This window comes from Hamadaea sp., assembly GCF_013362815.1.
GTDB lineage: Bacteria > Actinomycetota > Actinomycetes > Mycobacteriales > Micromonosporaceae > Hamadaea.
This window is the reverse complement of the sequence record NZ_JABFVK010000057.1, coordinates 1-11,766: the sequence shown is the minus strand read 5'-3', so window position 1 is coordinate 11,766 and position 11,766 is coordinate 1. Positions and strand designations below refer to the sequence as shown.

Sequence of the window (11,766 nt, the reverse complement as noted above, 5' to 3'; positions counted from 1 at the left end):
CGCCTCTTCGTCGTTGTACCCGGCGTCCCGCAGCAACGTCAGCACGCCGGGGAGGTGCTTGAGCACGGTGTCGTTCGCCACCAGCTCCGCCGGCACATACAGCACGCCGTCCCGGCGCACGGTCAGCAGCGCGCCTTCCCGCCGCCATTGGTGGACCTTCGTGATCGGCACGCCGAAGCGCTCGGCCACGTCGGGGAGGTTCACCCACGTTGAGACGTTCTCAGTCACCCGTACACGATCCCACATTCGGCGGGCCGATCCGTCAGCCCGGCCGGGATCCCGCACCCGAGGAACCACGACGTGAACCCCCTGCGTGTGATTCAGCGAGAGGTGGCCGGCGCCTGGCGCTCGGTCCGCTACGACCTGCGCAAGCGTTCCGCTTCGCCTGATTCCGAGAAACCCGTCGATCCCTGGGCCGATTCCTGGTCGGAGACCGAGGTCGAGCTGCGAGCGCCTCGGGCGGTCGCGCCGCCCCCGCCGAAGGGCCACCGCCGCAGCAAGGCCAAAGGTCCGCGCCCGAGCGACCCCGTACGCTCACCAGCCCGCCAGCGGATGACACTGGTCGCGGCCGGACTGGTGCTGCTGGCGCTGTCGGCCGGCGGCGTCCTCGCCATGATCACGGGTATGCGCGCCCTGCTCGACCCGGGTGCGCCGCCCGCCGCGTTGCCTGCACACGCCGCCCCAGCCCCATCGCCAGTCGGCGGATCTCCCGAGCCGGTGGCCGTGCTCACCTCGGCTCCGGCGACCTCGCAGGTGACCAAGCGGCCGCACGCGACCACGAAGACGCCGAAGCCGCCGGTGCCCACGCCCGCGCCGGTGCCCACGTGCAGCTGCACCCAGCCGCCCAGCCCTGGGACGTCGGCCAGCCCGAGCCCCAGCGGTACGCCGACCCCGTCCCCCTCCGGTGTGACTTCACCCACAGCCACCGCCGGGCCGACGGAGCCCCCGGGAACCGGGGCCACCCGGTGATCGAGCCCGTCGGCACGACGCGTTCCGATCCAGCCCAGCGGCCCAATGGTGTCTGGACGGCCGAGACTGACTTAGACTGCACGCCGATGGACACTCAGGTCGCCGACAATCTCCTCGGGTCGCTGCTGGACGGCCGCTACCGGATCCGCGGGCGAGTCGCCCGTGGCGGGATGGCGACTGTCTACACCGCGACGGACGAGCGGCTCGAGCGGACCGTCGCCATCAAGATCATCCACACCGGGCGGGCCACCGATCCCGAGTTCGTCGAGCGGTTCACCGACGAGGCGAAGACCATCGCCCGGTTGACTCATCCGAACGTGGTCGCCGTCTACGACCAGGGCAACCACCAAGGGCTGCCCTACCTGGTGATGGAGTACGTCCGGGGCCGGACGCTGCGCGACATCCTCGCCGAGCGCCGCCGCCTCGGCCCCGTCGAAGCGCTCGCCGTGCTGGAGCAGATGCTCGCCGCGATCGCCACCGCCCACCGGGCCGGCCTCGTCCACCGCGACGTCAAGCCGGAGAACGTGCTGATCGCCGAGGCTCCGAGCGGCTCGGCCGAACTCGTCGACGCCGTCGTCAAGGTGGCCGACTTCGGGTTGGCCCGCGCGGTCGCGGCCAGCGCCGACGACGGTTCCGGCCAGCTGATGGCGACCGTGGCGTACGTGGCTCCCGAGCTGGTCACCAGCGGCGTCGCCGACCCCCGTTCCGACGTGTACGCGGCCGGCATCGTCCTGTTCGAGATGCTCACCGGCCGGGTCCCCTACGACGGCGACCGCCCGGTCGACATCGCCTGGCAGCACGTCGACCGCGATGTGCCGGCGCCGTCGCGATTCGTCCCGGGGCTGCCGCCGATCGTGGACGACATCGTGGCGCGGGCGACCCGCCGGGATCCCGCGTTGCGGCCGACCGACGCGGGCACCCTGCTCACCGAGGTGCAGCAGGCCCGCGAGGTGATCGTCGCCGCCGCCGCCCGCGCCCGTCCGTCGGCCCAGCCCACGGTGGTCGTCGGACAGGTCACGCCGTCAGATCGGCCGTCCTGGGCCCGGCTGCCCTCGCCCGGCCCGGCCGGACGCGCCCGCCCCGCCCCTCAGCAGTACGCCGAGGAGGATCCGACGCTCGTCGAGCGCGCCCGGAACGCGTACGCCCGGGTGAAGAGTTCGCCACGCGGCCGGATGGCGCTGACCGCCAGTCTCGTCGTGCTCGCCTTGCTGGTGCTGGTCGGCGGCTGGTGGCTCGGCTTCGGCCGGTACGAGGCCGCCCCGAAGCTCACCGGCCTCGATCGGGCCGCGGCCGAGGCGGTCGCCCGCAAGGCCGGCTTCACCGCGCACTTCGACCAGGGCCGGTTCAGCGAGGAGATCAAGAAGGACACGGTCCTGGACCAGGACCCACCGGCCGGCGAACGGGTCGTCAAGGGCAGCGACATCAAGATGACCCTGTCGCTGGGCCCCGAGCGTTACCAGGTGCCCGACGTCGTCGGCAAGACGTGGGAGCTGGCCGTCGTCGACATGTCGGCGGTGAAGCTCCAGCCGGTGAAGGGTGCCGCGCAGTACAGCGACACGGCACCGGCCAACACCGTGATCGCGGTGCAACCGGCGGTCGGCACCGAGATGAAGCCGGGCGACAAGGTCACCGTGATCCTGAGTAAGGGCAAGGCCCCGCTGACCGTGCCCAACGTGGTCGGCCAGGACCAGGCGGCCGCCCGGGCGCAGCTGGAGGGCATGGGGTTGAAGGTGGCGATCACCTTCCAGAAGTCCGACAAGCCCAACGGCCAGGTCATCGCGCAGAACCCGGTGGACGGCTCGGGCGCGGAGAAGGACCAGGTCATCACCCTCACCGTCAGTGAGAACCCGACCTCGTTCGCCATGCCCGACGTGATGAACTGGAGCTGCGGCGACGCCAAGAACCAGTTGACGGCCATGGGGCTCAACGTGCAGGTGGACGGGGACATGGGCTGGGTCCGCGACATGGATCCGAAGCCGGGCATCATGGTCAACCAGGGGCAGCAGGTCGTGATCCGCTGCCGGGTGGTCTGATGCTCGGAGTGCACTCCAACTCGGCCGGCGGGCTGGCCAAGTCGGCTTTGGCGTACGTCGATCAGGTCGGCGCGGGCTCGGTCCAGGTCTACATCGGCAACGCCCGCAGCTGGCGGCAGTCGGCCGGGGACCCGATCCAGGACGGCTTGTTCCTGTCCGGCTGCGCTGATCGCGGGATTCCGTCGTTCATCCACGCCCCGCTGCTGGTCAACCTCGGCTCGCCCACGCCCGCGACGGTCACCCAGTCGGAGGCGGCGATCTCCCACGCGCTGATCCGGGGCAAGGCCATCGGCGCGCGCGGGGTGGTCTTCCACGCGGGCAGCTCGGTCGACCCCAGCCACACCGATCAAGCTTGGAAACAGGTACGCGAGGCGCTCTTGCCGCTGCTGGACAGGTCATCGGCGGAGGGCTGGCCGCGGTTGCTGGTCGAACCCTCGGCGGGCGGTGGACGGTCGCTGGCGGCCCGGGTGGAACACCTCGCGGAGTACTTCGCCGCGGTCGACCACCATCCGGCCCTGGGCGTCTGCTTCGACACCTGCCACGCCTGGGCGGCCGGGCACGATCTGGCGGCTCCCGGCGGTATGACGGCCACCCTCGACGCGCTGGTCGCGGCGGTCGGCCCGGGGCGGCTGGAACTGGTGCACGCCAACGATTCCAAGGACCCGCTCGGGTCCACCCGGGACCGGCACGAGGCGATCGGCCAGGGCATGATCGGGCTGGAGCCGTTCCGGGAACTGCTGGCCCATCCGGCCGCCGCCGGGCTCCCGGTGATCGTGGAGACGCCCGGAGAAACGCATACCGCCGATCTTGCGGCGCTGCGGAGTGTGTCACCACATCTTGCATGACCTGGGGTTTTAGGGCACCCTTACTGAGGCAAGGCTAACCGCCCCTCAGGAAGGACCCCGGTGTACGCGTGCATCTGCAACCGCGTGAGTGAGGAAGAGGTTCACTCCGCGATCCAGTGCGGCGCACACGACCTTGAGAAGATCGGGGACGAGTGCGAGGCCGGCACCAACTGCTTCACCTGCCACGACCGGCTTCGGGACATGATCGAGGACTATTTCTCCGCCGTCCCCGCCTGAATCTTCCGCCGCTTTTTGGACGGCGCGCCGTTTCTTCGCTTAGCCCGATGTTTCGGACATACGCGCGTAGATTGCCTTCCGAGATATCTCACTGGGAGGTTCAAACGCCATGCAAGGCGACGCTCGCGTCATCGAATTCCTCAACGAGCAGCTCACGGCGGAGCTGACCGCGATCAACCAGTACTGGCTGCATTACCGCATGCAGGAGAACTGGGGCTTCACGAAGCTGGCGAAGTACACCCGGCACGAGTCGATCGACGAGATGAAGCACGCCGACCGCCTGGCCGAGCGCATCTTGTTCCTCGAAGGCCTGCCGAACTTCCAGAAGCTGTTCCCGCTGCGAATCGGTCAGAACGTCAAAGAACAGTTCAAATGCGACATGAAGGTCGAGGAAGAGGCGATCGACCGGCTCCGGCGAGGCATCGAATACATGCGCTCGATCGGTGACGTGACCTCGGCCAACATCTTCGAGGACATCCTCTCCGACGAAGAGCACCACATCGACTACCTCGAGACGCAGCTCGACCTCATCGAGACCCTCGGCGAGCAGCTCTACCTGCAGAACGTCACCGAACACCCCGAGCCCTGACCCGCTCGGTCCGGTACGCTCCGCGGACCCGTTCGCTGGCCGTCGCGGTGCTGCTCCCCTGCGTCGTGATCGGCGAACTGGTCGCCCGGCGTACGCGATGGCGCTGGGCACCGCTCGCCACCCTTCGGCGGCTTCGCCTCGCTGGGCCGGATCGTTGATCTTGAGCGGTTTGCGTCGCCCGGGCGACGTTTTCCGTTCAAGGTCAACCCGGGTCGACTCCAGCGCCGCGGAACGGCCCAGCCGGGCAGAGGCCCCAGCCGGGCCCGTCACTTCAGCAATGTGGAGAAGACCTCGATCGCCCGGTCGATCCCGTCGTCGTCGACGTCGAGGTGCGGAATGAGCCGCAGCGTACGCGGGCCGACCGCAGCGCACAGGATGCCCTCGGCGGAGGCGGCCCGGGCCAGCGACGGCCCGTCGAAAGCCGCTTCCCGCAGGTCGAGCATGACCATGTTCGTCTCGACCGTCGCCGGATCGCACACGCCGTACTGCGCCAGGGCGGAAGCGAGCCGCCGCGCTTTCGCGTGATCGAGGTCGAGCCTCGGCAGGTTGTGTTCGAGGGCGTACAGGCCGGCAGCGGCGAGGATGCCGACCTGGCGCATGCCGCCGCCCATCCGCTTGCGGATCAGCCGCGCGCGTTCGATGTTCTCGGCCGAGCTGACCAGCACCGATCCCACCGGCGCGCCGAGGCCCTTGGAGAGGCAGACGCTCATGGTGTCGAACAGCGCCCCGTACGCGTCGAGCGGCACACCGGTGGCGACGGAGGCGTGCCAGATCCGGGCTCCGTCGCAGTGCAACGCGACGCCGGCCCGATCGGCGATCCGCCGCAACGCCGCCAGCGAGTCGTACGCGATGACGGTGCCACCGTCGCGGCCATAAGTCTGCTCGACGGCGATCGCCCGGGTGACCGCCGCCCGGAAGCCCTCCGGCATCACCAGCGACTCGATCAGTTCCAGGTCCAGTGTGGACCCACCCGGCGTCCAGGTACGCGTACTGATCCCACCGAAGGCGGCCGCGGCCGCCAGTTCGTAGGTCACGATGTGCGCGCCGACGTCGCAGAGCAGCTCGTAGGTCGGCGGAACCAGCGTCTGCAGGCAGATCTGGTTGGCCATCGTCCCGGACGGGGCGAAGAGGGCGGCCTCGTGACCGAGTAGCTGGGCGACCCGGCGCTCCAGTTCGATGACTGTGGGATCGTCGCCGAAGACGTCGTCGCCGACCTCGGCCGCCATCATGGCTTCGCGCATACCGGCGGACGGCCGGGTCACCGTGTCGGACCTGAGGTCGATGATCACGTCAGCCACGAAGCATCTCCGCCACGAGGAAGGCCAGTTCCAGCGACTGCTGGGTGTTCAGGCGCGGGTCGCACGCCGTCTCGTACCGGGTGGCGAGGTCGGCGTCCTCGATCGCCTGTGCACCGCCGAGGCACTCGGTGACGTCCTCACCGGTCAGCTCGATGTGGATGCCGCCGGGGTGGGTGCCCATCATCTTGTGCACCTCGAAGTAGCCGAGTACCTCGTCGACGATCCGGTCGAAGTGCCGCGTCTTGTAGCCGTTCGAGGACTCGTGGGTGTTGCCGTGCATCGGGTCGCACTGCCACACCACCTTGTGCCCGGCGTCGCGGACCACCTCCACGATGCGTGGCAGCGCGTCGCGGACGAACTGGTTGCCCATCCGGCAGGTCAGCGTGAGGCGGCCGGGGATGTTGTCCGGGTTCAGCTTCTCGCAGATCTCCAGCAGCTCCGACGACGGGATCTTGTGGTCGATCTTCACGCCGACCGGGTTCGAGATCCGGGAGATGAAGTCGAGGTGCGCGCTGTCGAGCTGGCGGGTGCGGTTGCCGACCCAGAGGAGGTGGCCGGAGAGGCCGAACGCGCGGCTGTCCGAGATCCGGGTCAGCGCCCGGTCGTACTCCAGCGCCAGCGCTTCGTGGGAGGCGTACAGGGTGACGGTGCGCAGCGCCTCGTCGTCGGTCATCCCGCAGGCGTTGATGAAGGCGAGCGCCCGGTCGATCTCCCGCGCGATCGCCTCGTAGCGCTCGCCGAAGGCCGACGTACGCACGAAGTCCCGGTTCCAGTCGTGCACGGCGTGCAGGTCGGCCAGGCCCCCGCCCAGGTACGCCCGGAGCATGTTCATCGCAGCAGCGGCGTTGGCGTACGCCCGGATCATGCGCTGGGGGTCGGCGACCCGCGCCGCTTCGGTCGCCTCCAGCGAGTTGATCATGTCGCCCCGGTACGCCGGCAGCCCGAGCGCGTCGGTGTCCGACGACCGCGGCTTGGTGTACTGACCGGCCACCCGAGCCACCTTGACGACCGGCAGCGACGCCCCGTACGTCAGGACGACCGCCATCTGGAGCAGCGTCCGGGCGTTGGCGAGCAGGTGTTCCTCGGTGTTGTCGGCGAAGGTCTCGGCGCAGTCGCCGCCCTGGAGCAGGAACGCGCGGCCCTCGCAGACCTCGGCCAGGCGCATCCGCAGCTGGTCGACCTCATAGGGCGCGACGATGGACGGTACGCCCTCCAGCACCTTCGAGACCTGCTCGACCTCGGAGTAGTCGGCCCACGGCGGCATCTGGGCCCGGGGCAGCTTGCGCCACTCGTCGAGGCCGAGGGCAGCCGCCTCGGCCGGATCGGCGGACGTCCGAATTCGCTGTTCGAAGCCGGGATGCCGCAGCTGGTGCCACTCGGGACGGGATGCCGTACGCATGCCAGCAGCCTAATGCGGCGATCGAGAACGGTGCCCACCGCCCGGGCTCATCCCGCCAGGTGATCACCGAGAAAAGGGAACGATCATGGAGCTGGTCACGCGACACGCCGGGCGAGCACGCACATAAGTTCATGATCGCGCGGAACACTTCCTTTTTGTGCGTATTAGTCCAATCATTGCGACCGCGTTAGCCGTCTTGGCAGCGGCGGCCGCCGTATCCGGGCCGGCCAAGGCCGCACCGACCAGGCCGGCGAAGTCCCAGGTAGCGACCGAGGCGGCCAAGCCCAACATCCTGTTGATCAATACCGATGACCAGCGCTGGGACACCATGCGGGTGATGCCGAAGACCATGAAGTGGTTCTCCGGCGGGCGGAACTTCGACCGGGCGACGGTCAGCATCCCGTCCTGCTGCCCGAGCCGGGCGAGCATGCTGACCGGCCAGTTCCCGCACAACACCGACGTGCACCTGCAGACCGACGGGCCGAAGGTGCACCAGGGCGAGCTGCTGCCGGTGCTGCTGCGCAAGGCGGGCTACCGGACCGCCATGGCGGGCAAGTTCCTGAACTCGTGGCCGCTGGACTCCGCGCCGCCCGGGTGGGACCACTACAGCGCCATGCACGGCGGATACCAGGGGTTCAAGACGTACACCGACGGCAAGCTGGAGTGGGTGAACGCGTACTCGACGACCTGGTACGCGAACAAGCTGAAGGGCTGGCTGCGCGGGTTCGACCAGACGGGCGGCAAGCCGTGGTTCGCCTACTACGCCCCGTACGCCCCGCATCGGCCGTCCACTCCGGAGCCCAAGTACTCCAGCGCCGACGTCGGCAAGTGCCTGCAGGCGGGTGAGGCCGACGTCTCCGACAAGCCGATCTGGCTCAAGTGGACGCAGCCCGATCCGGCCGCATACGACGAGATCTGCCACAAGATGCTGCGTACGCTGCTCAGCGTCGACGACGCGGTGGACGGCATGCTCAGCGATCTGAACGCGCGCGGCGTCCTGAAGAACACGATGGTGATCTTCACTAGCGACAACGGCTACCTCTGGGGCGAGCACGGGCGTACCGAGAAGTTCGTCGGCTATTTGCCTTCGGTACGCGTACCCCTGCTGGTGCGCTGGGACGGGCACGTGACGGCGGGCACGGACCACCGGATGGCCAGCAGCGTGGACATCATGCCGACGATCATGGCGGCGGCCGGCGCGACCGGCGGCAAGCGCGACGGGCGATCGCTGCTGGGCACCGCGCGGCCGGGGCCGGTGCTGACCGAGTACTGGTACGACTTGAAGAACTCGAAGGTGCCGACCTGGGCCGCGTTGTGGGACGGCAAGACCCACTACATCGAGAACTACGACGACCAGGGCAAGACGTCGTTCCGCGAGCTCTACCACACGGACACCGATCCCGGCGAGCTGACGAACGTGTTGCACGGCAAGGTCTCCGACGCCGATCGCAAGCTGGGCGACGCGCTGCGGGACAAGCTCTCCGCCGCCCGTCACTGCTCGGGCGCGGGCTGCCCGTGAGGCCTGACCTCACGCTCTACCGGCCGCACCGGGAGGCTTTCGACGTCAGCGTCGAGGGCGTCCCGGTGCCCGGCCTGCACGCGACCTACTTCAGCCGCCCGGACTCCGGGCGGGTCGCGACCGTCGGCGTCTATCGCTTCACCGGGGTCGAGGTCTTCATGGCCTGGGGGTACGCCGATGAAGCGCACTGTCGATGGACGGCATATCGGCAGCCCGACGGGTCCTGGACCGAACCCCGGTCCGGCTGCCCCGACCCCACCCACACCCTCTCGTTGATCATGAACCTAAGGTCCCGCCTGACGGAGTGTCAGACCACCTAGCATCCTGATCAACACCGGCCGCCGTCGACCACGACTGCCCCTCACACAGCCGCGGCCGACAGCGGGAAGGTGCGCCGGACGGTTGCGGGTCAGCGCCCGGCGCGTACGGGTGTCTCCTGGCCGGCTCGCGACAACCGGCGGACGGAGACGATGGATGCCACGGTCACGGTCAGGGCGAACGTGAAGAGCACCGTGTGGAGCACCGGATTGGCGATCGGGACGAACCCGATCACGGCGACGGGTAGCTGAACCAGCCCGATCAGCGCCAGCAGAGCGCCGCGCCGTTTGCCGCCCCAGGCGTACGCCGTCCACAGTGGAGCGCTGACCACCGCGAGCGTCAGGACGTCGAGTACGGCGTGCCAGACCGGGTTTCGCACCGCGTTATGAGCGAACGCGTACGAGGGGGAAGAGACCGCGAGTACGGCGAGAACCGTGCCCGAGAAGATGACTGCTCGACGCATGACCGCCTCCACTGTGTTCGGACCTGAACCGACGGTAAGGCGACCCGATCCCGGGACGGAAGGCTGAACCGGATTCATTCACGCAATCCGGGCATCCTGCGCACTACAGAGTGACGGGGTGCGGTCAGGTGTTCTGCGCGGCCAACTCCCGCGCCCGATCCCGGGCGGCCTCCAACGCGGCGAGCAGGGCCGCGCGTACGCCGTGATTCTCGAGCTCGCGAATGGCGGAGATCGTCGTGCCGGCCGGCGAAGTGACCGCCTCCCGCAGCTTCACGGGATGCTCCCCCGAATCCCGGAGCATGACCGCCGACCCGATGGCGGTCTGCACGATCAAGTCGTGCGCCACCTGCCGCGGCAGCCCCAAGAGGATCCCCGCATCAGTCATGGCCTCGACGAGGAAGTAGAAGTAAGCCGGCCCCGACCCACTCAACGCAGTCACCGCGTCCTGCTGCGACTCAGGCAACCGAATAGTCCGCCCTAGCGGCTTGAACATCTCCTCCGCCAACGCAAGATGCTGAGCAGTCGCATGCGCCCCAGCCGAAATGGCCGTCATAGCCTCATCAACCAGCGCAGGCGTATTAGTCATAACCCGAACAACCGGCACACCAGCGGCCAGATACTTGGCGAAGAACGAGGTGGGAAGACCAGCGCAAAGCGAAACGAGCAGCTTGTCGGAAGTAATCAGCGGCCCAAGGTCAGTCATCAGCGCGCCCGCGTCCTGCGGCTTGACAGCGATGGCGACGACATCAGCGGCAGCGACCGCCTCAGCATTGCCAAGTACTCGAACTCCGTAGCGTTGTTCGAGTTCGGAGGCTCTCTCAGGTCGACGGGCGGTGGCGATCAAACGGTCGACGGGCCAGCCCGCCTTCACCAGACCGGAGAGCAGAACCTCACCGATCTTGCCCGCACCAACTACGGCAACGGTGTGCATACCCATCCCGTCCAACCCCACTAGCCCCAACCACCCGCGGCAGCGACAAATGCGATGGGGGGCGGAGTGACCCGAGCAGGGATCAAGCCTGACCGCCCGGAGCGGGTCACTCCGCCCCCCATCTTCACGACCTCAGCCAAACAGGACTTCAGCCTCGGCATACTTTTCGACCGGAACAGTCTTAAGTTCACGAGTAGCCTCGACAAGAGGAACCCGAACGATGTCGGTGCCGGAAAGGCCGACCATCTTCCCCCAGTCCCCCTCGTGAACGGCGTCGATGGCGTGCAGCCCGAACCGCGTCGCGAGTACCCGGTCGAACGCCGTCGGCGTACCACCGCGCTGGGTGTGGCCGAGCACGACGGCCCGCGCCTCCTTGCCCGTACGCTTCTCGATCTGCCCGGCGAGCCAGGTGCCGATGCCGCCGAGGCGGACGTGGCCGAACGCGTCGAGTTCGCCGCCGAGGGTGACCATGTCGCCTTCGGCCGGGACCGCGCCCTCGGCGACCACGATGATCGGCGAGTAGTTGGTGCGGAAGCGGCTTTCGACGTGGTCGACGACCTTCTCGAGGTCGAACGGCCGCTCGGGGAGCAGAATGACGTTGGCGCCGCCGGCGAGACCGGAGTGCAGCGCGATCCACCCGGCGTGGCGGCCCATGACCTCGACGACGACGGTGCGGTGGTGCGACTCGGCCGTGGTGTGGAGCCGGTCGATCGCCTCCATGGCGATGTTGACGGCGGTGTCGAAGCCGAAGGTGTAGTCGGTGGCGTTGAGGTCGTTGTCGATCGTCTTGGGTACGCCGACCACCTTGACGCCGAGCTCGTCGAGCTTCGTCGCCACCCCGAGGGTGTCCTCGCCACCGATGGCGACGAGCGCGTCGACGCCCATCTCGGCGAGGTTCTTCTTGATCCGCTCGACGCCGCCCTCGATCTTGAACGGGTTGGTCCGGGACGAGCCGAGGATGGTGCCGCCGCGCGGGAGGATGCCGCGCACTTCCTGGACGCCGAGCGGCTTCGTCAGGCCCTCCAGCGGACCCTTCCAGCCGTCTTTGAACCCGACGAACTCGTGCCCGTAGGTCCCGACACCCTTGCGGACGACCGCGCGGATGACTGCATTGAGACCGGGGCAGTCGCCCCCGCCGGTGAGAACACCGATACGCATCTCGATC

General features: G+C 68.6%; 13 protein-coding genes. 7 read left to right on the top strand and 6 right to left on the bottom strand.

Annotation, left to right across the window (positions count from 1 at the left end; translation table 11 throughout):
* On the bottom strand, window positions 1-246 hold a 246-nt coding region (locus tag HOV77_RS24850; RefSeq protein WP_290865636.1), incomplete at its 3' end, for a DNA-binding protein.
* A 54-nt stretch (window positions 247-300) separates the two neighbouring features.
* On the opposite strand from HOV77_RS24850, the gene HOV77_RS24845 reads away from it, so the two are divergent.
* The 5 genes from HOV77_RS24845 to bfr all read left to right on the top strand — a co-directional run bounded on the left by HOV77_RS24845 (window position 301) and on the right by bfr (window position 4,673).
* Window positions 301-969, top strand: a complete 669-nt coding sequence (locus HOV77_RS24845; RefSeq protein ID WP_290865634.1) for a hypothetical protein — start codon at window positions 301-303, stop codon at window positions 967-969.
* A gap of 86 nt (window positions 970-1,055) precedes the next feature.
* The gene (gene pknB / locus HOV77_RS24840; RefSeq protein ID WP_290865632.1) at window positions 1,056-3,002 is read left to right on the top strand and encodes a Stk1 family PASTA domain-containing Ser/Thr kinase; all 1,947 of its coding nucleotides are present in this window, start codon (window positions 1,056-1,058) and stop codon (window positions 3,000-3,002) included.
* On the top strand, window positions 3,002-3,847 hold the full coding sequence (locus tag HOV77_RS24835) for a deoxyribonuclease IV (RefSeq protein WP_290865630.1): 846 nt from the start codon (window positions 3,002-3,004) through the stop codon (window positions 3,845-3,847). Before pknB ends, HOV77_RS24835 begins: the two co-directional genes overlap by 1 nt.
* 60 nt (window positions 3,848-3,907) lie before the next feature.
* Complete coding sequence (locus HOV77_RS24830; protein WP_290865628.1) at window positions 3,908-4,084, top strand: (2Fe-2S)-binding protein; 177 nt, start codon at window positions 3,908-3,910, stop codon at window positions 4,082-4,084.
* A 109-nt stretch (window positions 4,085-4,193) separates the two neighbouring features.
* Window positions 4,194-4,673 (top strand): bacterioferritin, encoded by a 480-nt coding sequence (gene bfr / locus HOV77_RS24825; protein WP_290865626.1) that lies wholly within the window; start codon window positions 4,194-4,196, stop codon window positions 4,671-4,673.
* A gap of 266 nt (window positions 4,674-4,939) precedes the next feature.
* On the opposite strand, the gene HOV77_RS24820 is transcribed toward bfr, so the two are convergent.
* Together HOV77_RS24820 and HOV77_RS24815 are read right to left on the bottom strand one after the other, a co-directional pair.
* Window positions 4,940-5,971, bottom strand: coding sequence for a GntG family PLP-dependent aldolase (locus HOV77_RS24820; RefSeq protein ID WP_290865624.1), 1,032 nt, complete (start codon window positions 5,969-5,971; stop codon window positions 4,940-4,942).
* Window positions 5,964-7,370, bottom strand: coding sequence for a class II 3-deoxy-7-phosphoheptulonate synthase (locus HOV77_RS24815; RefSeq protein WP_290865622.1), 1,407 nt, complete (start codon window positions 7,368-7,370; stop codon window positions 5,964-5,966). The genes HOV77_RS24820 and HOV77_RS24815 overlap by 8 nt, the downstream gene beginning before the upstream one ends.
* Window positions 7,371-7,527: 157 nt before the next feature.
* Here HOV77_RS24815 and HOV77_RS24810 point away from each other — a divergent pair, with 157 nt between their 5' ends.
* Entirely contained in the window at window positions 7,528-8,889 is a 1,362-nt protein-coding gene (locus HOV77_RS24810; RefSeq protein WP_290865620.1) for a sulfatase, read from the top strand.
* Window positions 8,886-9,209, top strand: coding sequence for a hypothetical protein (locus tag HOV77_RS24805; RefSeq protein WP_290865618.1), 324 nt, complete (start codon window positions 8,886-8,888; stop codon window positions 9,207-9,209). The genes HOV77_RS24810 and HOV77_RS24805 overlap by 4 nt, the downstream gene beginning before the upstream one ends.
* An 89-nt stretch (window positions 9,210-9,298) precedes the next feature.
* Here the strand turns inward: HOV77_RS24805 and HOV77_RS24800 are convergent, their stop codons facing one another.
* From HOV77_RS24800 to HOV77_RS24790, 3 genes are all read right to left on the bottom strand, one after another.
* A complete protein-coding gene (locus HOV77_RS24800; RefSeq protein WP_290865616.1) occupies window positions 9,299-9,670 on the bottom strand; it encodes a hypothetical protein in 372 nt (123 codons plus the stop codon).
* A gap of 124 nt (window positions 9,671-9,794) precedes the next feature.
* Window positions 9,795-10,607 (bottom strand): pyrroline-5-carboxylate reductase, encoded by an 813-nt coding sequence (proC, locus tag HOV77_RS24795; protein WP_290865614.1) that lies wholly within the window; start codon window positions 10,605-10,607, stop codon window positions 9,795-9,797.
* Between the two features lie 126 nt (window positions 10,608-10,733).
* Entirely contained in the window at window positions 10,734-11,759 is a 1,026-nt protein-coding gene (locus HOV77_RS24790) for a 6-phosphofructokinase (RefSeq protein WP_290865638.1), read from the bottom strand.
* Window positions 11,760-11,766: the final 7 nt, after the last annotated feature.

Excerpts from the sequence above, each read along its gene's own strand:
- proC (WP_290865614.1), bottom strand. The coding sequence starts at position 10,607 with ATGGGTATGCACACCGTTGCCGTAGTTGGTGCGGGCAAGATCGGTGAG.
- HOV77_RS24790 (WP_290865638.1), bottom strand. The coding sequence starts at position 11,759 with ATGCGTATCGGTGTTCTCACCGGCGGGGGCGACTGCCCCGGTCTCAAT.
- pknB (WP_290865632.1), top strand. The coding sequence starts at position 1,056 with ATGGACACTCAGGTCGCCGACAATCTCCTCGGGTCGCTGCTGGACGGC.
- bfr (WP_290865626.1), top strand. The coding sequence starts at position 4,194 with ATGCAAGGCGACGCTCGCGTCATCGAATTCCTCAACGAGCAGCTCACG.
- HOV77_RS24800 (WP_290865616.1), bottom strand. The coding sequence starts at position 9,670 with ATGCGTCGAGCAGTCATCTTCTCGGGCACGGTTCTCGCCGTACTCGCG.
- HOV77_RS24815 (WP_290865622.1), bottom strand. The coding sequence starts at position 7,370 with ATGCGTACGGCATCCCGTCCCGAGTGGCACCAGCTGCGGCATCCCGGC.
- HOV77_RS24835 (WP_290865630.1), top strand. The coding sequence starts at position 3,002 with ATGCTCGGAGTGCACTCCAACTCGGCCGGCGGGCTGGCCAAGTCGGCT.